Genomic DNA, 21,383 nt, shown 5'->3' on the forward strand with positions numbered 1-21,383 from the left:
GCGTGTCACACCTTCGCGTCCGCCGGGGCGTCGGCGGAGGGCAGAGCGCGTCCGGAACGTGACGATTCGGTGGCGCCGCCGCGCAGCGCCGCGGCGCCGTCCGGCAGCTCGCGCGGGCGGGGCTTGGCCTTCTGCAGCACCGCGGCCGTCTGCTTCGCCGAGTTGATCGACCGCTCGGGCTTCTTGACGGCCTTGAAGCGCAGGAGGCCGATCGCGCCGACGAGCAGCGCGAGGAACACGTACGCGCCGAACACGAGCAGGAACGCCCAGCCGGTGGTCATACCGAGCGCCTTCAGGCCCCATGCGGCGGCCAGGCTCAGCATGGGCACGGAGAACAGCGCGAGCGCCAGCGCGGCGACCATCGCGGCGCTGCCGAAGGCCACCCGCTTGGCGTCCGCCCGCAGCTCCGCCTTGGCCAGCGCGATCTCGTCGTGCACCAGGGCGCTCATCTCCGCCGTGGCGGCGGCGAACAGCTGCCCGACGCTGCGGCTGTCACCGTTGTGGGCTGCGCTCATCGTGTCGTCCTCCGTCATTCCGTCGTCCACTGTCGAGCGGCCCGTTCCGTGGCGGTTCGACCGTCCGCTGTCCGATCATGCCTCAGATCGTGTCAGGTCCGCTGTCGCGGCGGGCCAGTTGGGCGAGCCTGCGGTGTTCGGCGGCCTTCGCCTCCAGGATCTCGGCCATCCTGAGGTGGTAGGCGGGGTCGTCCTCCTCGTAGACGTCGGGGACGCCGTCGCCGTCCTCGTCGCGCTCCTCGTCCTCCGACAGCCGCCGGTAGGTCGTGTCGCGCAGCTTGAGCAGGACCGAGGCCAGCAGCGCGGAGACCACCGAGCCGACCAGCACCGCCGCCTTGGTCTCGGCGGTGAGCGCGGGGTCGGACGCGAAGGCCAGCTCGCCGATCAGCAGTGCGACGGTGAAGCCGATGCCGCCGAGCGCGGCCATCGCGAAGACGTCCGGCCAGGCCAGGTCGGGGTTGAGGGACGCGCGGGTGAAGCGGGCGGCGGCCCAGGTGCCGCCGAAGATGCCGGCGGTCTTGCCGGCCACCAGACCGAGCACGACGCCGAGGGTCTCCGGCCGGGTGAAGACGCCGGAAAGAGCCGTCCCCGACACCGCGACCCCCGCGTTGAACAGCGCGAAGAGCGGCACCGCGAGCCCCGCCGACAGCGGCCGCAGCAGATGCTCGACGTGCTCGGCCTGCGAGGGCCCGGCCACCTCCGCGGTCGTGCCGGTGCCTTCCGGGCGCGGGCGCGGGGTGCAGCGCAGCATGAGCCCCAGGGCCACGCCCGCGACGGTCGCGTGGATCCCGCTGTTGACCGTCAGCGCCCAGGTGACGAGGGCGAGCGGCACGTACACGTACCAGCCGCGCACCCTGGCGTGCAGCAGGAGCCAGAAGAGGACCAGGCAGGCGGCGGCGCCCACCAGGGCGGCGACGTTGACGGTGGAGGTGAAGAAGATCGCGATGACCAGGATCGCGCACAGGTCGTCCACGACGGCGAGGGTGAGCAGGAAGGCGCGCAGGGCGGCGGGCAGCGCGGTGCCGATGACGGCGAGCACGCCGAGCGCGAACGCGATGTCGGTGGCCGTCGGCACCGCCCAGCCGCGCAGCGAGCCGCCGCCCGCCGCGGCCGTCACGGCGTAGACCCCCGCCGGGACGGCCATGCCGCACAGCGCCGCGACGACGGGGAGGGCGGCGGCGGAGGGCGTGCGCAGCTCGCCGGTGACCAGCTCGCGCTTGAGTTCGATGCCGGCGACGAAGAAGAAGACGGCGAGCAGGCCGTCGGACGCCCAGTGCGCGACCGACAGGTGCAGGCCGAGGGCGGCGGGGCCGACATGGTGGTGGACGACGGTGCCGTAGCCGCGCTGGGCGGTGTTCGCCCAGATGAGGGCGGCGGCCGCGGCCGCGAGGAGCAGTAGGCCGCCGACGGTCTCCGCGCGCAGGGCGTCGAGGAGGGCGTTGCGCTCGGGGAGCGGGAGGCGGCCGAGCAGGACGGCGGGGCGGCGGCGCCGCGGCTCGGGCACGGGCGACCTCCAGGGCGCTCAGCGGCGACGGCACCGGTCTGACAAGGGGCACCCTTGCCCTGTGTGCGGTCCGTGTCGTCCTCCCAGCGTGCCCCGCACCCGCGGGGCGCGGGCCCTTGTGCTGGCCCGAACGGGGGGGCGCGTGCCGGAGGTGGTGCGAGCGGCGCGGGCGGGCGGGAGGGGCGCAGCAGCGTGCGCGACGGGGGCGCAGGTCGGCACACGCGAGCGCCGCCGGCAGGACACGGGTGGCGCGGGGAACGCGCGAGGGCGCCCCGCCGGTCACCGGCGGGGCGCCCTCGAAGGCGGCAGCGGTCAGTCCTCGCTGGGCGCGCTCGGCAGCTTGGTCTGGATCAGCTCCATCACCGACGAGTCGGTGAGCGTGGTGACGTCACCCAGTTCGCGGTTCTCCGCGACGTCCCGCAGCAGGCGGCGCATGATCTTGCCGGACCGCGTCTTGGGCAGTTCGGAGACCACCAGGACGCGCTTGGGCTTGGCGATCGGGCCGAGCGTCCTGCCCACGTGGTCGCGCAGCGACGCCACCAGGTCGGCGCTGTCCTCCGCGGAGCCGCGCAGGATCACGAACGCGACGATGGCCTGCCCCGTCGTCTCGTCGGCGGCGCCGACGACCGCGGACTCGGCGACCTTCGGGTGCGACACGAGTGCCGACTCGACCTCGGTCGTCGAGATGTTGTGACCGGACACCAGCATGACGTCGTCGACCCGGCCGAGCAGCCAGATGTCGCCGTCGTCGTCCTTCTTGGCGCCGTCGCCCGCGAAGTAGCGGCCGGGGAAGCGGGACCAGTACGTGTCGAGGTAGCGCTGGTCGTCGCCCCAGATGGTGCGCAGCATCGACGGCCACGGCTCGGTCAGCACCAGGTAGCCGCCGGAGCCGTCGGGCACCTCGTGACCCTCGTCGTCCACGACGGTGGCCGCGATGCCGGGCAGCGGGGTCTGCGCCGAGCCGGGCTTGGCGGCGGTGACGCCGGGCAGCGGGCTGATCATCATCGCGCCCGTCTCCGTCTGCCACCATGTGTCGACGACCGGGGTCTTGCTCGCGCCGATGTTCTCGCGGTACCAGACCCACGCCTCGGGGTTGATCGGCTCGCCGACGCTGCCCAGCACGCGCAGGCTGCTCAGGTCGAACTTCGCCGGGATCGCGTCGCCCCACTTCATGAACGTGCGGATCGCGGTGGGCGCGGTGTAGAGGATCGTCACACCGTACTTCTGCACGATCTCCCAGAAGCGGCCCTGGTGCGGGGTGTCCGGGGTGCCCTCGTAGATCACCTGGGTGGCGCCGTTGGAGAGCGGGCCGTAGACGATGTACGAGTGCCCGGTGACCCAGCCGATGTCGGCGGTGCACCAGTAGACGTCCGTGTCCGGCTTGAGGTCGAAGACGGCGTGGTGGGTGTAGCTGACTTGCGTCAGGTAGCCGCCGGAGGTGTGCAGGATGCCCTTCGGCTTACCCGTGGTGCCCGAGGTGTAGAGGATGAACAGCGGGTGCTCGGCCTCGAAGGGCTCCGGGGTGTGCTCGGTCGACTGGCGGCCGGTCACCTCGTGCCACCACAGGTCGCGTCCCTCGGTCCAGGCCACGTCCTGCCCGGTGCGGCGGACCACCAGCACGTGCTCGACCTGCGGGGTGCGCGCGACCGCGTCATCTATGGCGGGCTTCAGCGCGGAGGGCTTGCCGCGCCGGTAGCCGCCGTCCGCGGTGATGACCAGCTTGGCGTCGGCGTCGTCGATACGGGACGCGACGGCGTCGGCCGAGAAGCCGCCGAAGACGACGGAGTGGGCCGCGCCGATCCGCGCGCACGCCAGCATCGCCACGACGGCCTCGGGGATCATCGGCAGGTAGACCGCGACCCGGTCGCCCTTGCCCACGCCCAGCTCGGCCAGCGCGTTGGCGGCGCGGCAGACCTCGTCCTTCAGCTCGGCGTAGCTGATCGCCCGGCTGTCGCCCGGCTCTCCCTCGAAGTGCAGGGCGATGCGGTCGCCGTGGCCGGCCTCGACGTGCCGGTCGACGCAGTTGTACGCCACGTTCAGCTCGCCGTCCGCGAACCACTTCGCGAACGGCGGGTTCGACCAGTCCAGCGTCTGGGTCGGCTCGGTCGCCCAGGTCAGCCGCCGGGCCTGCTCGGCCCAGAAGCCCAGCCGGTCGGCCGCGGCCTGCTCGTACGCCGCCGCGGTGACATTCGCGGCGGCGGCCAGCTCTGCCGGCGGCTCGAACCGCCGCTCCTCCTTCAGCAGGTTGGCCAGGCTCTCATTGCTGCTCACGCCAGCTCCTTGTCAGGGTCTCCCAGATGTCCCGCCACTACCTCACCAGTCCGCGGGGCACCCTGACAAGGGTTCGCCCGGAAGTGGTTTAGACCTTTGTGGTCAGTTCGTACGCCGTCGGACCGTCGCCGCCCGGCCCCGCCGGCGGTGCTGCCGGGGGAGCCGGGGCCGCGGTCTCGGCAGGGGGTGCGGGGTCCGGCCGTACTGCGGTGAATATGCCAGAAGCATGATCGAGTAGATAAGCCTGGGCCTCGCCGACGTGGAAGTACATCCCGTGCAGCTGCAGCCTGCCCTCGGTGATGCGGCGGGCCACGCCCGGGTGCGCGGCGAGGTGGTCGAGCTGCTGCATCACGTTGGCCAGGCTGAGGGCTTCGTGGTCGTCGGCTACGGGCCGGTCGGCCAGTGCCGCCCCGCCGTCCGGCCCGCCGAGGTCACGTGCCATACGGGCCAGGCTCGGACGGCCGTGCCGCAGCCAGCGGGCCAGGGGGGTCTGCGCGCCCGGCTCGGGGGCCGCGGCGAGCAGCGCGGCCATCGCCCCGCAGCCGGAGTGCCCGCACACCGTGATGCTGCTGACCTCCAGCACCTCCACCGCGTACTCGACGGCGGCGGCCACCGAGTCGCAGGAGGCGTCCGAGCCGGGCGGCGGCAGCAGATTGCCCACGTTGCGCACCGTGAAGAGATCTCCCGGGCCGCTGGAGGTGATCATGCTCGTGACCAGCCGGGAGTCGGCGCAGGTGAGGAAGAGCTGGGTCGGCCGCTGGCCCTCACGGGCCAGCCGCGCCAGCTCCTCGCGCACCAGCGGTGCGGTGTGCCGCTGGAAGGCGCTGACCCCGCCGAGCAACTGCCCGCCGCCGGTGGCCGGCTGCCGCTCCGGGCGAGTGCAGTGGTGGTTGCGCCAGGGCGTCCAGGGGCGGCAGGTGTGCGTGTGGGCCGGCTCGCGGAGGGCGCGGCCCGCCCCGTCGCCGAGCGAGACCCGGCCGCCGCGGGCGCGGTGCCGCGCGCACCAGCCGCGCAGCGCCTCGGAGGCCGCGTGGTCCATGAACGACCCGTCCAGCTCCACCACCGCCTCCGCCCCGTCCGGCACCTGCGCGAGCGCCCGCACCAGCCGCGGGACCGCGAGGAAGGTCAACTGCCCCGTCACGCGTACCGATACCCGCGCACACGCGTCCTGCACCTTTTCCTGGCTTTCTTCTTTTTCTTCTGATTTATCGCTTTTTAGGCTTTCTTTGATTTCCCCGGCATATACCTTGGTGACGGTGACCCGGGTGTGCGTCAGCCGGCGCAGGGCCAGCACGGCCGCCAGGGCGATGCCCGCCGCCACCCCCTGGAGCACCCCGAGGACCACGACCGTGCCCAGCGTGGCCGCGTAGACCGGGAATTCGCGGTGCCGCCGCACGTGGCGGATGTGCGCGAAGCTCACCATGCGCACCCCGACCAGCATCACCAGTGCCGCCAGCGCGGCCAGCGGGATCGCCTCCAGCGCGCCGGCGGCGAGCCCCGCGCACACCAGCACCCACACGCCGTGCAGCACGGTGGCCCGGCGCGTCCGCGCGCCCGCCGCGACATTCGCCGAGCCGCGCATCGCGCCGCCCGCGATCGGCAGGCCTCCCAGCAGGCCTGACACCACGTTGGCCGCGCCCTGCCCCAGCAGCTCGCGGTCCAGCCGGACCGGCGCGACCTGCGCCGCCGGCTGCCGGGTGGCCTGCAGGGCGTCCACCGCGAGCGCCGACAGCAGTGACTCCATGCTCGCCACCAGTGTCACCGTCAGGACCACCGCGACGACGCCGAGGACCGGCCCGTCCGGCATCTCCGGCAGCCCGGGAGCCCGCCACGCGGGCAGCTCGACACGCGGTACGGACAGGCCCGCGGCCGCCGCCGTCGCGACCGCGACCGCCGCGAGCGGCGCCGGGACCGTACGCAGCACGCCGCCCGCGCGGCCCCCCACCCGGTCGCCCACCCGGTCGCGCAGCCGCGGCCAGCCCAGCAGGACGGCCACGGTGACAGCGCCGACGAGCGGTGCGACGGGATGGCTGTCGGTCAGTTGCCCCGGGAGCGCCTTGATGTTGGCGACCGCGGAATTCTGCGGGCTGCCGCCGAGCACCACGTGCAGCTGGCCGACCGCGATGACCACGCCGATGCCGGCGAGCATGCCGTGCACGACGGCCGGGCTCACCGCGAGCGCCGCCCTGGCCACCCGCAGCACCCCCAGCAGCAGTTGTGCGAGCCCCGCGAGCACGGTGACGGCGCAGGTGGCCCGCCAGCCGTAGCGGTCGACGAGCCCGGCGGTGACGACGACCAGGCTGGTGGCGGCCCCGCTGACCTGGAGCGGCGCGCCGCCGAGCGCACCCGCGACGACACCGCCGACAACCGCGGCGACCAGGCCGGACTGCGGCGGTGCGCCGGTGGCCAGCGCGATGCCGAGGGAGAGCGGGACGGCGATCAGGAAGACGGTGATCGAGGCGGGCAGATCGCCGGGTGCCCGGAGCGGTGGGCGGACCGCTGAGCGGGCCGGCATGGGGGCCGGTGCACGGGCTGGGGTGGGGTTTTTCAACTTCCCGTCTCCTTCGGTGGGCGGCGGGACCCGGTGGCGCAGCGTCATCACTCGCTACCGCCAAGAGGCAGTAAAGAGATAGTAATGGCTCGAATGCGGAGAGTGAAGTGCGGAGGTTTGTTCGGGACCTTTTTTACGTCTATCGAGTGATTTGAATGATGAAACGGCCCGGCGAGGCGGACGCGGAGGGTGAGCGTGCCAGCGTGGGTCGGCGTGCGGCCGCCTGATGCCGACGCCCTGCCGCGATGCGAGGTACGAATGCACTCCGTACGCAAGCCGCTCCCCGCTTCCCGTGCCCGCCGCGCTTCCGCGGGCCGCGCCGCCCGGGCCCGTCTGCTCGGCCCTCCCGCGCGGCTGCGGACCGGGATCGCCGCCGCCACCGCCGTCGTGTTGGCCCTCGCCGCCGCCGCGTGCTCGTCGCCCGGCGGCGGGGCGGGGGCCGACGGGCCGGGCGCCCGCGGGGTCGAGGGCGTACCCCAGGTGCCGCCGGTGCTGCGGCTCATCGGCGACGGCTCCACCGCCGACACCGGCGCCCAGCCCCGTCAACCCGACGCCCGCAAGCTGCGCCCGGGGGAGCGGCCGCCGCAGTTCGTCGTCTTCTCCTGGGACGGCGCCGTCCAGGACGACCGGCGGCTGCTGTCGTACGTACGCGAGTTCGGCGAGCGCGACGGCGCCGCGATGACGTACTTCGTGAGTGGCGTCAGCCTGCTGCCCGCCGGGCACGCGGACCGCTACGCGCCGCCCCGGCACCCGCGCGGCACCTCCGACACCGGCCTGCCGCGCGACCCGGCGACCGTCGCCGGAACCGTCCGGGAGTTGCGGCTCGCCTGGGCGGACGGCAGCGAGATCGGCACGTATTTCAACGGGCACTTCTGCGGGCAGGACGCGGGTGCGTCCCCCGACACGGCGGACGTATCGGGCGGCGCCGGTGGCGCGGACGGTGCCGGTGGTACGGGTGAGGCCGCCGGCGCGGAGAGCCCCGGTGGTACGGGCCCCGCCGAGGCCGAGGACGGCCCCGACACCGCGTCCGGCGGGTGGACCGCGGCCGAGTGGGGGGCGGAGATCCGGCAGGCCGGGGAATTCACGCGGCAGTGGAAGACCAACACCGGCCTGGTCGCGTCCGACCCGCTCCCCTTCGACTACGCCAAGGCCGTCGTCGGCGGTCGCCCGCCGTGCCTGACGGACCCGGCGGGCCTGCCCGCGGCGGCTGCGGCGGCCGGCTTCCGCTACCTCGCGGACCCGACCCCGCAGCCGCAGGTGTGGCCCGCGAGGTCCGGCGGCCTGTGGCGCTTCCCGCTCCAGGAGGTGCCCGTCCCCGGGCGGGACACCGAGACACCCGCCTCCGACCAGGGCTTCCTGTCGGTCCAGTCCGGCACCCCGGTCGCCGGCGCCCAGGACCCGCAGCGGAACGCCGCGTGGCAGGAGCAGATGCACGACGGCCTGATGGCCGGTTTCGAGCGCGCGTACCAGGGCAATCGCGCGCCGCTGGTCGTCGCGAGCCGGCTGGAGTCGTGGAACGGCGGGGCCTACCTCAAGGCCGTCGAGGACACCGTCCGGGATGTGTGCGGCAAACCCGACGTGCGGTGCGTGTCCTTCGAGCAGCTCGCCGACTGGCTGGACGCACAGGATCCGAAGGTGCTGGACCGGCTGCGCGGGCTGGACGTCGGGCAGGCCCCGCGGGGCGGCTGGACCGCTCTGATGCGCCCGACACCGTCGTCGCCGCCGGGCGCGCCCGCCGCCACCGCCCCCGCGCCGGCCGAGCCCGTCAGGCCGGACGGGCGCTGAGCGACTCCTCGCGGGCGGCCGTGGGAACCGTCCCCAGCAGGCTCTCGTCCAGGACGAAGCCGGGGTCGATCTGCGCGGCCAGGTCGGCCCCCGTCTTCGAGTTTCCCCAGCTTTCCGCGTTCTTCCTGTGGAAAAGTGCCATCTGCTGCGTGTAGCGCTGCCAGTCGCGCCGCTCGTACGCCGCGTCGGCCCGCTCGTGCATGGCGCGCAGGGCCCGCCGGTTGACGTCCTCCAGTTGCTCGAACCGCGGCGGGCGGCCCTTCTCCATCGCCCGCACCCAGTCCGAGTGCCCGACCGTGACCAGCAGGTCGTCGCCCACCTCGGCACGGAGGAAGGCCAGGTCGTCCGCACCCTGCACCTTGTTCCCGATCACGGCGAGCTCGACCCCGTAATCCCGCGCGTAGTCGCGGTACTGCCGGTAGACGGCGACGCCCTTGCGGGTGGGTTCGGCGACCAGGAAGGTGAGGTCGAAGCGGGTGAACATGCCCGAGGCGAAGGAGTCACTGCCCGCCGTCATGTCGACGACCAGGTATTCGTCCCGGCCGTCGACGAGGTGGTTCAGGCACAGCTCCACCGCGCCGACCTTGGAGTGGTAGCAGGCCACGCCGAGGTCCGACTCGTTGAAGGGGCCCGTCACCATCAGCCGCACCGTGCCGGCGTCCAGCGCCACGGGGTGGGCGCAGGCCGCGTAGACGGGGTTGTCCTCGTCCCCGGTGAGCCGCAGCAGGCGGGAGCCGGGGCCGGGCGGAGTCGTCTTGATCATCGTCTCGGCGGAGGCGATCCGCGGGTTGGCGCCGCGCAGATACTCCTTGATCTGCGGCAGGTGCGCGCCCAGCGCGGGAAGTGCGGCGGCCTCGTCCTCACCGAGGCCGAGCGCCGGGCCGAGGTGCTGGTTGATGTCGGCGTCGACGGCGACGACCGGCACCTGCGAGGCGGCGAGATGGCGGATGAAGAGCGAGGACAGCGTGGTCTTGCCGCTGCCGCCCTTCCCGACGAAAGCGATCTTCATGTTCGCCAAGAGTAGCCGGACGGCTACGCATGTTGTCCAAACGGAGTGGGGAAGGCCACTCGTTCGTGGTCGTTTGCCGTGTCGCAGGATGCGTAGGGTCTTGGGCATGGCTACGAACGCTGCCCAGCCAGCCGCCCAGGAACTCTCGGCGACCGACCCGCTGGCCGCCCTCGGCATCCTGCCGGGCGTCCCCGAGGCGGTCGACGCCGTGCGCCGGGCAGTGGACGCGGTGTACGGGCACCGGGTGATGCGCCGCAGGTCGGACGAGGTCACCGCGGAGGCCGCACTGCGTGGCGCGCGCGGTTCCGCGGCGCTGGCCGGCGCCGACTGGCCGCTGGAGGAGCTGCGCCGCCGCAGCGACTTCTCCGCGGACGAGCAGGCCCGTACGGTCGGCGCGGCGCTGCGGCTCACCGCCGAGGCCGGCGGGCTGCTGGGCGTCTGGCGGCGCTCGCCGCTGCAGGCGCTGGCCCGGCTGCACCTGGTGGCGGCCGGCGGTGCGGCGGTGGACGCCACCGTCGGGCGGCCGCGGCTGGCCGGGGAGCCGGTGGACGAGCCGCTGGTCGGCGCCGCCGAACTGGATCTGCCGAAGCCGCCGGAGGTCACCGCACGGCTTGACGGCCTGACCGCGCTGCTGCTGGCGGGGACGTCCGCCCCCGCGCTGGTCGTTGCGGCGGTCGTCCACGGCGAACTGCTGAGCCTGCGCCCCTTCGGCTCGTTCAACGGGCCCGTCGCGAGGGCGGCGGAACGGATCGTCCTGGTCGGCACGGGGCTGGACCCGAAGTCCATCTGCCCGGCCGAGGTCGGCTACGCGGAACTGGGCACAGCCGCCTACCTCACCGCTCTGGAGGGCTACGCCTCGGGCACCGCCGAGGGCATGGCGGAATGGATCGGCCACTGCGGGCGGGCGCTGGAGCTGGGCGTACGCGAGAGCGTCGCCGTCTGCGAGGCGCTGCAGCGCGGCGCCGCCTGAGGGCGGCCGACCTGCTGCCGGCGGCCTGCCGTTGGGGGTCCGGACACGGCATTGTGGGTCCGGACACGGCAATGCGGCGACATCTCGCGATGCCGCCGCTGGCACGTCTGCCCGGTGACCAGTGCGTGCACGATGTCTGCCGTGATCAGGGCGGGGTCTTAGCCCGCTGCCTGGTACGGCTGGCCCGGTTGGCGGGTCGGCTGCGCGTGGGTGCCCGGCTTCCGTGCTCGGTCCGTGGGGCCTACTGCTGTGAACTGCGGTCTTCCTCTCGGAAGTCCGTGGTCTCGCGGGCCGTTAAGTCCTTTGTACCCCCAACCGCGCCCTGATGGAACCTCTGCTTCCACTTCTTTGTCCTTGTTGCCGCCGCCGACGATCAGGACACGGTGGCCCCGGGGTGCGACGGCCTCTCAGGACAAGGCGGCCGGACGGCGGCGCCGCGCCGCGAGCCAGACCAGCCCCGCGGTGGCGGCTGCGGCGCCGACCGCGGCGGCGGCGAGCACCGGGGCGGACGGCATGGCCAGGGTGGGGATCCGCTGGTTCAGCCGGACCGGGCGGTTGAAGGTGAGCGCGGGCCACCCGCGGGCCACCGCCTCCTTGCGCAGCGCCCGGTCGGGGTTGACCGCGTAGGGGTGGCCGACCGTCTCCAGCATCGGGATGTCGGTCACCGAATCGCTGTAGGCGAAGGAGCGCTCCAGGTCGTAGCCCTGCGAGCGGGCCAGCTCCTCGATCGCCTCCGCCTTCGCCGGGCCGTAGACGTAGTGCTCGATCTCGCCGTTGTACGCCCCGTCCTCGACCACCATCCGGGTGGCCACGACGTGGTCGGCGCCGAGCATCTCGCCGATCGGCTCGACCACCTCGGAGCCGGACGCGCTGACGATGACGACGTCACGCCCGGCGGCGTGGTGCTCCTCGATCAGCGAGGCCGCCTCGTCGTAGATGATCGGATCGATGAGGTCGTGCAGGGTCTCGGCGACGATCTCCCGCACCTGCTGGACATTCCATCCCTTGCACAGATCGGACAGGTATTTGCGCATGCCTTCCATCTGGTCGTGATCCGCACCCCCGACGAGGTACACGAACTGGGCATATGCGGTACGCAAAACCGCCCGCCTGTTGATGAGACCGCCCTGGTAGAAGGACCGCCCGAAGGCGAGTGTGCTGGACTTGGCGATCACGGTCTTGTCGAGATCGAAGAAGGCCGCGGTGCGCGGTGGCAGGTGGTTTTCCACGGGACGAGCATAGGCAACCACCATTCGGCGTAAGGTCAGGCGCGTGGGTTTGCTCTCGAAGGCCATCGGGTACACCATGGAAGTCACGGATCGTTCGCGACCGTGCTAACCCGGTCTGGCTCCTCCCCCCCCGAGTCGGACCGTGGGGACGACCCCCGCTCTCCCCCCCGGCGGGGGTCGTCGCATGTCCGGACCCGTTCTGCCGCTCTCGGCCGGGTCCCGCGCCGTCCTCGATCACACCAGCCTCCCTTGTCCACATGTGGGCCCCTACGGGTACTGCGTGTGACGGTCCGTAATCGTTGCGAGGTCGGCGTGAAGTCACCTGTGTGAGTGACGAGTTATCCACAATCGTCGAGTTGTCCACAGTTTCCGACCAAGATCATCTCAATTCCCTCTTCTCGCCCCAAGCTGATGTCGGCGACACGCACCGGTGCGCCGCAAGGCAAGCGAAGGGGAAGAGAAATGTTTGGTTCCACCACGCCCGGACCGCGTCCCGACGCCCTCGAAGGGGCCGGCGGACCCCTGATTGTCACGGAGGATGAAAGCCTCCTCGACGATCTGCTACGGCTGTGCGCGGCCGCCGGCTCGGAACCGGAAGTCGTCTTCGGGGCGCCACCGCGCGCGCCGAGTTGGGAAGGCGCGCCGCTCGTCCTCGTCGGCGTGGAGTCGGCCGCCCGGATCCGCGGGATCCCGCGCAGGAAGGGGGTCCTCCTCATCGGTCGGGATCCGGACGACGCGGAGGTCTGGCGCACCGCCCACGACATCGGGGCCGACCACGTTCTGCTGCTGCCCGACGCCGAGCCCTGGCTCGTCGACCGGCTCGCCGACATCGCCGAGGGGGTCGGGCAGCCCGCCCTGACCGTCGGGGTGGTCGGCGGTCGCGGCGGCGCCGGAGCCAGCACCCTGGCGTGCGCCCTCGCGGTCACCTCCGCGCGGGCCGGGCGGCGCACCATGCTCATCGACGGCGATCCGCTCGGCGGCGGCCTCGACATCCTCGTCGGGGCCGAGCGCTCCGGCGGGCTGCGCTGGCCCGCGCTCGCCGATTCCCGCGGCCGCGTCAACAGCGGGGCCCTTGAGGAGTCCCTGCCGCGGCTGGACGCGCTGAGCGTCCTCAGCTGGGACCGCGGCGACTCCGTCGTCATCCCGGCCCCCGCCATGCGGTCCGTGCTGAGCGCCGCCCGGCGGCGCGGCGGCCTCGTGGTCGTCGACCTGCCGCGCCGGGTGGACGACGCGGTGGCCGAGACGCTGGCGCAGATCGACATCGGCCTGCTCGTCGTGCCCGCCGAGCTGCGCGCGGTCGCCGCGGCCACCCGGGTCGCCTCGGCCTTCACGATGGTGCTGAAGGACCTGCGGGTGGTGGTCCGCGGCCCCTTCGCCGACGGGCTCGACGGCCGCGAGACTTCCCGGCTCGTCGGACTGCCGGCCGCGGGCGAACTGCCCCCGGAGCGCGGGCCCGACGCCCTCGGCAGCAGCGGCCCCCCGGGCTCCTCCGGCCGCGGCCCGCTGGCCCGCTTCTGCACCGCCTTCCTCGCCGCGGCCCTCACTGACGACGGGAGCGTGGCGGCATGACCACGCCCCTGCTGGACGCCGTACGCCTCCGCCTGGCCGAGCACGGCGGCGAGGCGACACCCGCCGGGGTCGCCGCCGCGCTGCGCGCGCAGGGCCGGCTGCTCGGCGACACCGAAGTCCTCGGCGTGGTCGGCGCCCTCCGGTCCGAACTGGTCGGAGCGGGCCCGCTGGAAGCCCTGCTGGCCGACCCGGAGGTCACCGACATCCTGGTCAACGGCCCGGACGAGGTCTGGACCGACCGCGGCCGGGGCCTGGAGCGCGCCGCCGTCCGCTTCCCCGACACGGCGGCCGTCCGCAGGCTCGCGCAGCGGCTCGCGACCACCGCGGGCCGCCGGCTGGACGACGCCCGCCCCTGGGTCGACGCCCGGCTGCCGGACGGCACCCGGCTGCACGCCGTGCTGCCGCCCGTCGTCGTCGGATCCCCGTGCCTGTCCCTGCGGGTGGTGCGCTCGCGCGCCTTCACCCTCGCCGAACTGGTCGCCGCCGGCACGGTGGACGCAGGGACGGCCGAGGTGCTGCGGGCGGTGCTCGACGCACGGCTGTCCTTCATGATCAGTGGCGGTACGGGATCGGGGAAGACGACGCTGCTCAGCTGCCTGCTGGGCCTGGTGGACCCCGGGGCGCGCATCGTCCTGGCCGAGGATTCCGCCGAGCTGCGCCCCGACCACCCGCACGTCGTCCGGCTGGAGGCCCGCCCGGCCAACCAGGAGGGCGCAGGCGAGGTCACCCTGCGGGAGCTGGTGCGGCAGGCGCTGCGGATGCGGCCCGACCGACTCGTGGTCGGCGAGGTGCGCGGAGCCGAGGTGACGGATCTGCTCAGCGCCCTGAACACGGGCCACGAGGGCGGCTGCGGCACGGTCCATGCCAATGCCGCGTCCGACGTCCCGGCCCGGCTGGAGGCTCTCGGCTCCACCGCGGGCCTGGACCGGGCGGCCCTGCACAGCCAGCTAGCGGCGGCCCTCTCGCTGGTGATCCACCTGGCCCGCGACACGACGGGGCTGCGCCGCGTTGCCGAGATCCACGTTCTCACCCGCGGCGCCGACGGCCTGGTCACCACCCTCCCCGCCCTCCACGGCACCCCCGGCCCCCTGACCCGCGGCCCCGGCTGGCCCCGGCTCGCCGCGCTGTGTGCGAGGGGTGCGTCATGACCGGCGAGGGGCAGGTCGTGTGGGCCGCGGTGTTGTGCGCTGCCGCGTTGCTGGCCGCCGGGCCGGAAGGGGGTGGGGCTCGGCGGCGGGCGCGCCGGGTGCTCGGCGGGGTTCGCGCCGAGCGGGCTTCCGGGCGCGCGGGACCGGGGGAGCGGCTGCGGGTGGCGCTCGCGGGGCTGCGCGGCCGCGTCGAGGGGTACGCCCGCGGCGGGCCCGGGCGGTACGCGTGGGCTGCGAGGGTGGCGCGGCGGGCGGGGCCGGAGGCGCTGTGCGTGCCGGCCGGCGCGGCGCTGGCGCTGCTGACGCGGTCGGTGCTGCCGCTGCTCGCCGGTCCCGCCGCCTTGCCCCTCGTGGGGCGGGCGCTGCGGAGGCGGGCGCGCCGGGCCGCCGCCGAGCGCGGGGCGGCGGCTGTCGCGGCGCTGTGCGGTGCGCTGGCCGGTGAGTTGCGGGCGGGGCGCCCTCCGCACACCGCGCTGGGCGAGACGATCGGGGCCGCCGGGTGGCAGGAGGTGGCCGAACTGTCCGGTGCGGCCCGGCTGCTGCTCTCCGCCGCCCGCTTCGGCGGTGATGTGCCGCGGGCGCTGCGGGACGCCGCCGGGCTGTCCGCGGGCACGGAGGGCCTGACGGCGGTGGCGGCCTGCTGGCAGGTCGCGGTGGACGGCGGCGCGGGGCTGGCCGCCGCGCTCGACCGGGTGGCGGCGGCTCTGCGGGCCGAGGCCGATCAGCGCGAGGACCTGCGGGCCCAGCTCGCCGGGCCGCGCTCCACGGCGGTGCTGCTTGCGCTGCTCCCGCTCTTCGGCGTCGTCCTGGGCGCGGGCCTGGGCGCCGATCCCGCCCGGGTGCTGCTCCACACTCCCGCGGGCTTGCTGTGCCTGCTCGCCGGGGGAGTCCTGGAATGGGCGGGGCTCGCCTGGACGGCTCGGATCATGCGCGCGGCCGGGTCTCCCGCGGTTGCGGGCCCGGAACACGGGGTCGGCGAGCCGGTCGAGCCGCACCGCCGGGCGGAGGGGCGTTCCCGGATGCCGGGCGGGGCGGACGCGCTCGCGGTCGGGGCCGTCGGCGTCGGCGGGGTTGTCCACAGCCTGGGGACAGCCGTGGTGGCGGCGGTCGCGGCGGGCGGTGCGGTGGCCGCCGGGCTCGGCAGCGGACGGCGGAAGAGGGCAAGGCGGCTCGTGGCGGTGCTCGGCGGGCCGCCGGTGCGCCGGGTGGAGCCGGGGCGTCTGCGGCGGGCGGCCTTCGGGGCGGTGCGGCGGTGGGGAGCGGTGCCTGCGGCGGGGCTGGTGGCGGGAGCGGCTGCCGGCGGGGCGCTGGGCGTGCTCGTGGGGCCGGCGGCGGCCCTGGCTGCAGGGTGGTGGCTGCGGGGGCGCCGCCGGGCGGCAGCGGGCCGTACGACCGCCGCTGAGCCCGGCCCGGGGCACCTCCCGCTGTGCGCCGACCTGATGGCCGCGTGTCTGGCCGCCGGGGCGACCCCCGGAGAGGCGGCGGGCGCGGTGGGCGAGTGCTTGGGCGGGCCGCTGGGGGCCGCGCTGATACGAGCGCAGGCCGAACTGCGGCTCGGCGGGGACCCGGTGGAGTGCTGGCTGCGCTTCGGCGGCGAGTCCGCCGCCCGGGAGCTGGGGCGGTGCCTGGCCAGGGCGTCGACGACCGGCAGCGCACCGGTGGCGGAGATGGCCCGGCTGGCCGCCGAGCTGCGCGCGGCGCGGGGCCGTACCGCGCAGGCCGCTGCCAGACGGGCGGCGGTGGTGGCCACCGCACCGCTGGGCCTGTGCTTCCTGCCCGCGTTCCTGCTGGTCGGCGTGGTGCCGGTGGTGATCGGCCTGGCGGGCGCGGTCCTCGGCCCTGCCGCGCCCTGACCCCGCCGCACACGCGGCCGGCGAACGACCCGATACGGCCCTGACGGGCCCCGACGGGCCAGGGGCGTGGTTCCGCACGCCCTCGTAACACGTCCGGGATCACCCGGAGAAACCCAGAAAACGGGAGGAAAAGGAAATGAGCATCGTCAGGACGTCACCCGCGCAGGCGGCGGTCCGGCAGCGGCCGGGCGGAAGGATCCGGGCCGCGGCGTGGTGGAGGCGCCGGGCACGGGCGTGCCGTGCGGCGGCCGAGGCAGGGATGAGCACGGCGGAATACGCCGTGGGGACGATCGCCGCGTGCGGCTTCGCGGCCGTGCTCTACAAGATCGTGACGAGCGGCCCCGTCCGGACCGCCCTCACCGGAGTGATCACGAAGGCCCTCCATGTGCCCTTCTGACGCTCTCTCGAAGCCGGGTGCGGCCCCGCGGCCGCACCCGTCCTCGGGCCCGTGCCCCGGCCCGCCGCCGGGCGGTGCCGTTCCGCGGCGGGGCTCGGGCGGCGTCGCCCCGCCGGGCGCGGGCCGGGCTGCCCCGCGGGCGTGCGCGTGGCGGCGGCTGCAGCCGGGGCCGCGGCTCGCCCCGGACCCGGCCGCCGCCGTAGCGGGCGCGGAGGCCTCCCGGCGGCCGTCGAAGCGGGACCCTGTCGCAGGTGCCGCGTGGCCCTCGACGGGACGCCCGCGGTGGCCGGGCGCCGTGGCCAGGCTGCGAGGCCGCTGCGGGGAGCAGGGGTACGTGACCGCGGAGACCGCGATGTCGATTCCCGTGCTGGTCGCCGTGGCCGGGACGCTCATCTGGGGTGTGATGGCCGCGGCCGCACAGGTCCGGTGCGTGGACGCGGCGCGGGCCGGGGCGCGGGCGGCGGCCAGGTCGGAGCAGCCGGCGGCGGTGGTCCGGGCGGCGCGGGAGGCCGCGCCCGACGGGGCGAGGGTCAGCGTGGAGCGGGCGGGCGACATGGTGACCGTGCGGGTGGCCGTTCCGCCCCCGCGCTTCCCCGTCGCGCTGGGGGCGCAGGCGACCGCGCTCGCCGAGGACTCCGTGGACGGGGGTGAGGGACCGTGACCGGGGCGCGGCGGGAGGGCGACCGGGGCTCGGCCACGGTCTGGTCCCTCGGGGTCGTGGCCGTGCTGCTCGCGCTCTTCGCGGCCGCGCTGCTGCTCGCCCAGGCGGTCGTGCTGCGCCACCGGGCAGGTGCGGCCGCGGACCTCGCCGCCCTCGCGGCGGCCGACCACGCCCTCGACGGCAAGGAGCGCGCCTGCGCGCTGGCCGCCCGGGTCGCCAGGGCCCAGGGTGCCCGCCTGGCGGCCTGCGCGGTGACCGGCGAGATCGCCGACGTGGTGGCCGACGTCGGCGGAGCCCGCGTCCGTTCCCGCGCGGGCCCGCCGACCGGCGCGGACGCGGCCCCGCCGCCGGCCTCCGGTGCGTTCGCCGGATTCGCGCCCGGACAGGGCGACCGCGCCGCGCTAACCGCCTCCGGCGGCGTCCTCGCCCGGCGCGTCCTCGGGCCCGGCCGTGGGCTCGTCCGCAGCCGGGGAGCCCTCCGGGCGGATGGCGGGGGCCGGGTCGGGTGGGGCGGAGGACAGGAGGGAGGTGAGGAGGCGGAGGGAGGCGGCCTTGTCGAGCGGGTCGTTGCCGTTGCCGCACTTGGGGGACTGGACGCAGGACGGGCAGCCGGCGTCGCACTCGCAGGCGGCGATGGCCTCGCGGGTCGCGGTGAGCCAGCCGCGGGCGGTGTGGAAGGCGCGTTCGGCGAAGCCCGCACCGCCGGGGTGGCCGTCGTAGACGAAGACGGTGGGCAGGCCGGTGTCGGTGTGCAGCGGGACGGAGACGCCGCCGATGTCCCAGCGGTCGCAGGTGGCGAAGAGCGGGAGGAGGCCGATGGAGGCGTGCTCGGCGGCGTGCAGCGCCCCGGGCAGCTCCTCCGGAAGGATGCCGGCGGCGTCCAGCTGGTCGTCGGTGACGGTCCACCAGACGGCGCGGGTGCGCAGCGTGCGCGGCGGCAGGTCGAGCCGGGTCTCGCCGAGCACCTCGCCGGTCACCAGCCGGCGGCGCAGGTACGACACCACCTGGTGGGTGACCTCGACCGACCCGAAGTGGATGCGGGCCTCGCCCCACGGCTCGTCCACATCGGTGGCCAGCACCCGGATGGACGTGGTGTCGCGGGCCATCGTCGAGTAGGACGGGTCGGCGCGGGTCACGAGGGCGACGGAGTCCTCCAGGTCCAGGTGCTCCACCACGTAGGTGCGGCCCTGGTGGAGGTGGACGGCGCCGTCGTGCACCGCGGTGTGGGCCGAGGCGGCGTCCACCGTGCCCAGCAGCCGCCCGGTGGCCGACTCCACGACCTGGACCGGCTTGCCGCCCGCGCCGCGGATGTCGGTGAGGTCGGCGGCCCGCTCCCGGCGCGTCCAGTACCAGCCGGCGGCGCGGCGGCGCAGCAGCCCCCGCCGCTCCAGCTGCGGCAGGAGCGCGGGCGCCTCGGGGCCGAACAGCGGCAGGTCCTCCTCGGTGAGCGGCAGCTCGGCCGCGGCGGCGCACAGGTGCGGGGCGAGCACGTAGGGGTTGTCCGGGTCCAGCACGGTGGATTCGACGGGCTGCTCGAAGATCGCCTCGGGGTGGTGGACGAGGTACGTGTCGAGCGGGTCGTCGCGGCCGACCATGACCGCGAGCGCGCCCTGCCCCGACCGCCCGGCGCGCCCGGCCTGCTGCCACAGCGAGGCGCGGGTGCCGGGATAGCCGGCCAGGATGATCGCGTCCAGGCCGGAGATGTCGACGCCCAGTTCGAGCGCGGAGGTGGACGCCAGCCCGAGCAGCCGGCCGGAGTGCAGATCGCGCTCCAGGGCCCGGCGCTCCTCCGGGAGGTAGCCGCCGCGGTAGGCGGCCACCCGGCGCGGCAGCGCGGAGTCGATCTCGGCGAGCCGCTCCTGCGCGATCACCGCGACCAGCTCCGCCCCGCGCCGGGAGCGGACGAAGGCGACCGTGCGCACCCCCTGGAGCACCAGGTCGGTGAGCAGGTCGGCGGATTCAGCGGTGGCGGTGCGCCGCACCGGCGCGCCGTGCTCGCCGGACAGCTGCGTCAGCGGCGGCTCCCACAGCGCGAAGGCGAGCTCCCCGCGCGGCGAGGCGTCGTCGGTGATCTCCGCGACCGGCAGCCCGGTGAGCCGGGTGGCGGCGCGCGCCGGGTCGGCGGCGGTCGCGGAGGCCAGCAGGAAGACCGGCGCGGCACCGTAGCGGGCGCACACCCGCCGCAGCCGGCGCAGCACCTGGGCGACGTGCGAGCCGAAGACCCCGCGGTACGTGTGGCACTCGTCGATCACGACATAGCGCAGATGGCGCAGGAAGGAGGACCAGCGGGCGTGCCCGGGCAGGATGCCGCGGTGCAGCATGTCCGGGTTGGTGAGCACGTAGGTGGCGTACTGCCTGACCCATTCGCGTTCCTCGACGGGCGTGTCGCCGTCGTAGACCGCGGGCCGCACCGCCGTGCCCAGCGGGGCGGCGAGCGCGGCCACGGCCCGCCGCTGGTCCGCGGCCAGCGCCTTCGTGGGCGCCAGGTACAGCGCGGTCGCGCCCCGCCCCCCTGCGCCCGGCGCGTCGGCCCCGTCCAGCAGCGTGCTGAGCACCGGCACGAGATAGCCGAGCGACTTGCCCGAGGCCGTACCCGTGGCCACGACCACCGACTCGCCGCCCACCGCCAGCTCCGCCGCCCGCGCCTGGTGCTCCCACGGCTCGCGGATCCCGGCAGCCTCGACCGCCGCCACGACCTCCGGCCGGATGCCGAGTGGCCATGAGGCATGACGTCCGACCCGCGGGGGCAGGTGCTCCGTATGGGTGATGCGTGCGGCCCGGTCCGCCCCCGCGGCGAGCCGCTCCAGAGCGGTCCGGGGGGACGGGCGCCCGTGCGCCGACTGCGGAAGACGATCCTGGGCCATCGGCACTCAGTGTGTCACCGGCGTGACGGACAAACGCATGAAGGCGTCGTGCTGGCCCGCTGCGAAGTGATTGAATGCCATCGCGGCTGAGGGCCCTTCCCCTACCTTCGGTGGGAGAAGGCTCCTACTCCTCGGTGGGGAGGCCCCTGGGGGAGTCGCGTCGATGCAAGGTGCTGGAGGATCCGTGGACCTGTCCCTGTCGACCCGAACCGTCGGCGATCGCACGATCGTCGAGGTCGGCGGCGAGATTGATGTGTACACCGCGCCCAAGCTGCGCGAGCAGCTGGTGGAGCTCGTGAACGACGGGAGTTACCACCTGGTCGTGGACATGGAAGGGGTCGACTTCCTCGACTCCACCGGACTGGGCGTCCTCGTCGGCGGGCTCAAGCGGGTGCGCGCGCATGAGGGATCGCTGCGTCTGGTGTGCAACCAGGAGCGCATCCTGAAGATTTTCCGTATCACCGGCCTGACCAAGGTGTTCCCGATCCACACCTCGGTCGACGAGGCCGTCGCGGCGACCGACTGATTCTTCGCCCGAGCGAAGGGGTCCCGGACGGGTTCACCGTCCGGACCCCTGTGATGCCCGTGTGATGTCTGCCCATGGAACCGAGGGGGAGGCCATGCCCACCGTAGAACTGCTCTTCAGCGCCCAGCCGGAGCATGTGCGCACAGCACGGCTCGTGGCGGCTGCCGTGGCGCGCCGGGCGGGGGTGGGCGAGGCGGCTCTCGACGAGGTGCGGCTCGCGGTGGGCGAGGCCTGCAGCCGGGCCGTGGGCCTGCACCGCAGCAACGGCGTCGAGGCACCCGTACGGGTGATGCTCAACGAGGACGAGAAGACGTTCTCCATCGAGGTGGCCGACGAGGTGCCGGGCAACGCCCAGGGCTCCTCGCCGGACTCCGGCGGCGACGAGGCCGCCGACGACGAGGGTGAGATGGGCCTGGCCGTGATCAGCGGCCTGGTCGACGACGTGGAGGTCATCGAGGGCGCCGCCGGCGGAGTCATCCGCATGAGCTGGCCGACCCCCTCCGCGTAAGGACCCTCCGCATGAGGACCCCC

At 74.8% G+C, this 21,383-nt stretch carries 16 protein-coding genes and 1 pseudogene; 10 read left to right on the forward strand and 7 right to left on the reverse strand.

Annotated elements, in window-relative coordinates; genetic code table 11:
* Positions 1 to 5 precede the first annotated feature (5 nt).
* The 4 genes from IH54_RS0123600 to IH54_RS0123615 all read right to left on the reverse strand — a co-directional run bounded on the left by IH54_RS0123600 (position 6) and on the right by IH54_RS0123615 (position 6,805).
* Complete coding sequence (locus tag IH54_RS0123600) at positions 6 to 515, reverse strand: phage holin family protein (RefSeq protein WP_031520135.1); 510 nt, start codon at positions 513 to 515, stop codon at positions 6 to 8.
* A gap of 82 nt (positions 516 to 597) precedes the next feature.
* The gene (nhaA, locus tag IH54_RS0123605; protein WP_031520137.1) at positions 598 to 2,019 is read right to left on the reverse strand and encodes a Na+/H+ antiporter NhaA; all 1,422 of its coding nucleotides are present in this window, start codon (positions 2,017 to 2,019) and stop codon (positions 598 to 600) included.
* 312 nt (positions 2,020 to 2,331) lie between these two features.
* Entirely contained in the window at positions 2,332 to 4,290 is a 1,959-nt protein-coding gene (gene acs, locus IH54_RS0123610) for an acetate--CoA ligase (protein WP_031520139.1), read from the reverse strand.
* An 88-nt stretch (positions 4,291 to 4,378) separates the two neighbouring features.
* Entirely contained in the window at positions 4,379 to 6,805 is a 2,427-nt protein-coding gene (locus tag IH54_RS0123615) for a bifunctional SulP family inorganic anion transporter/carbonic anhydrase (protein ID WP_234343724.1), read from the reverse strand.
* 294 nt (positions 6,806 to 7,099) lie between these two features.
* On the opposite strand from IH54_RS0123615, the gene IH54_RS40125 reads away from it, so the two are divergent.
* The gene (locus tag IH54_RS40125) at positions 7,100 to 8,626 is read left to right on the forward strand and encodes a hypothetical protein (RefSeq protein WP_052397787.1); all 1,527 of its coding nucleotides are present in this window, start codon (positions 7,100 to 7,102) and stop codon (positions 8,624 to 8,626) included.
* Here the strand turns inward: IH54_RS40125 and IH54_RS0123630 are convergent.
* Complete coding sequence (locus IH54_RS0123630) at positions 8,607 to 9,635, reverse strand: ATP-binding protein (protein WP_052397788.1); 1,029 nt, start codon at positions 9,633 to 9,635, stop codon at positions 8,607 to 8,609. The genes IH54_RS40125 and IH54_RS0123630 overlap by 20 nt on opposite strands.
* A 106-nt stretch (positions 9,636 to 9,741) precedes the next feature.
* Between IH54_RS0123630 and IH54_RS0123635 the strand changes: the two genes are divergently transcribed.
* Complete coding sequence (locus IH54_RS0123635) at positions 9,742 to 10,605, forward strand: hypothetical protein (RefSeq protein ID WP_052397789.1); 864 nt, start codon at positions 9,742 to 9,744, stop codon at positions 10,603 to 10,605.
* Between the two features lie 407 nt (positions 10,606 to 11,012).
* Here the strand turns inward: IH54_RS0123635 and IH54_RS0123640 are convergent, their stop codons facing one another.
* Positions 11,013 to 11,858 carry an HAD family hydrolase gene (locus tag IH54_RS0123640; protein WP_031520150.1) on the reverse strand — a complete coding sequence of 282 codons (846 nt, stop codon included), beginning with the start codon at positions 11,856 to 11,858 and terminating at the stop codon, positions 11,013 to 11,015.
* Positions 11,859 to 12,296: 438 nt separating this feature from the next.
* Between IH54_RS0123640 and ssd the strand changes: the two genes are divergently transcribed.
* The 6 genes and pseudogenes from ssd to IH54_RS48135 all read left to right on the forward strand — a co-directional run.
* Positions 12,297 to 13,403, forward strand: a complete 1,107-nt coding sequence (gene ssd / locus IH54_RS0123645) for a septum site-determining protein Ssd (RefSeq protein ID WP_031520152.1) — start codon at positions 12,297 to 12,299, stop codon at positions 13,401 to 13,403.
* Positions 13,400 to 14,551 carry a TadA family conjugal transfer-associated ATPase gene (locus IH54_RS0123650; RefSeq protein WP_031520155.1) on the forward strand — a complete coding sequence of 384 codons (1,152 nt, stop codon included), beginning with the start codon at positions 13,400 to 13,402 and terminating at the stop codon, positions 14,549 to 14,551. The genes ssd and IH54_RS0123650 overlap by 4 nt, the downstream gene beginning before the upstream one ends.
* Positions 14,548 to 16,404: a type II secretion system F family protein gene (locus tag IH54_RS48130; protein WP_078862472.1), complete on the forward strand. Its 1,857-nt coding sequence runs from the start codon at positions 14,548 to 14,550 to the stop codon at positions 16,402 to 16,404. Before IH54_RS0123650 ends, IH54_RS48130 begins: the two co-directional genes overlap by 4 nt.
* A 136-nt stretch (positions 16,405 to 16,540) precedes the next feature.
* Positions 16,541 to 16,801, forward strand: coding sequence for a DUF4244 domain-containing protein (locus IH54_RS0123660; protein ID WP_078862473.1), 261 nt, complete (start codon positions 16,541 to 16,543; stop codon positions 16,799 to 16,801).
* A 334-nt stretch (positions 16,802 to 17,135) separates the two neighbouring features.
* Positions 17,136 to 17,462, forward strand: a complete 327-nt coding sequence (locus IH54_RS0123665) for a TadE family type IV pilus minor pilin (RefSeq protein ID WP_324607814.1) — start codon at positions 17,136 to 17,138, stop codon at positions 17,460 to 17,462.
* A 62-nt stretch (positions 17,463 to 17,524) separates the two neighbouring features.
* A pseudogene (locus IH54_RS48135) lies at positions 17,525 to 17,722 on the forward strand (Rv3654c family TadE-like protein); the annotation flags it as partial.
* A gap of 141 nt (positions 17,723 to 17,863) precedes the next feature.
* On the opposite strand, the gene IH54_RS0123670 reads toward IH54_RS48135, so the two are convergent.
* Complete coding sequence (locus IH54_RS0123670; RefSeq protein ID WP_078862474.1) at positions 17,864 to 20,326, reverse strand: DEAD/DEAH box helicase; 2,463 nt, start codon at positions 20,324 to 20,326, stop codon at positions 17,864 to 17,866.
* A 184-nt stretch (positions 20,327 to 20,510) separates the two neighbouring features.
* On the opposite strand from IH54_RS0123670, the gene bldG reads away from it, so the two are divergent.
* On the forward strand, positions 20,511 to 20,852 hold the full coding sequence (bldG, locus tag IH54_RS0123675) for an anti-sigma factor antagonist BldG (protein ID WP_031520166.1): 342 nt from the start codon (positions 20,511 to 20,513) through the stop codon (positions 20,850 to 20,852).
* A 94-nt stretch (positions 20,853 to 20,946) separates the two neighbouring features.
* Complete coding sequence (locus IH54_RS0123680) at positions 20,947 to 21,360, forward strand: ATP-binding protein (protein ID WP_031520168.1); 414 nt, start codon at positions 20,947 to 20,949, stop codon at positions 21,358 to 21,360.
* The last annotated feature ends 23 nt before the right edge of the window (positions 21,361 to 21,383 follow it).

Source organism: Streptomyces sp. NRRL F-5123, from assembly GCF_000721495.1.
Taxonomy (GTDB): Bacteria; Actinomycetota; Actinomycetes; order Streptomycetales; family Streptomycetaceae; genus Actinacidiphila.

Coding starts and splice junctions, on each gene's coding strand:
- IH54_RS0123600 (WP_031520135.1), bottom strand. CDS start 515: ATGAGCGCAGCCCACAACGGTGACAGCCGCAGCGTCGGGCAGCTGTTC.
- IH54_RS0123615 (WP_234343724.1), bottom strand. CDS start 6,805: ATGCCGGCCCGCTCAGCGGTCCGCCCACCGCTCCGGGCACCCGGCGAT.
- IH54_RS40125 (WP_052397787.1), top strand. CDS start 7,100: ATGCACTCCGTACGCAAGCCGCTCCCCGCTTCCCGTGCCCGCCGCGCT.
- IH54_RS0123630 (WP_052397788.1), bottom strand. CDS start 9,635: ATGAAGATCGCTTTCGTCGGGAAGGGCGGCAGCGGCAAGACCACGCTG.
- IH54_RS0123635 (WP_052397789.1), top strand. CDS start 9,742: ATGGCTACGAACGCTGCCCAGCCAGCCGCCCAGGAACTCTCGGCGACC.
- IH54_RS0123640 (WP_031520150.1), bottom strand. CDS start 11,858: ATGGTGGTTGCCTATGCTCGTCCCGTGGAAAACCACCTGCCACCGCGC.
- ssd (WP_031520152.1), top strand. CDS start 12,297: ATGTTTGGTTCCACCACGCCCGGACCGCGTCCCGACGCCCTCGAAGGG.
- IH54_RS0123650 (WP_031520155.1), top strand. CDS start 13,400: ATGACCACGCCCCTGCTGGACGCCGTACGCCTCCGCCTGGCCGAGCAC.
- IH54_RS48130 (WP_078862472.1), top strand. CDS start 14,548: ATGACCGGCGAGGGGCAGGTCGTGTGGGCCGCGGTGTTGTGCGCTGCC.
- IH54_RS0123660 (WP_078862473.1), top strand. CDS start 16,541: ATGAGCATCGTCAGGACGTCACCCGCGCAGGCGGCGGTCCGGCAGCGG.
- IH54_RS0123670 (WP_078862474.1), bottom strand. CDS start 20,326: ATGGCCCAGGATCGTCTTCCGCAGTCGGCGCACGGGCGCCCGTCCCCC.
- IH54_RS0123680 (WP_031520168.1), top strand. CDS start 20,947: ATGCCCACCGTAGAACTGCTCTTCAGCGCCCAGCCGGAGCATGTGCGC.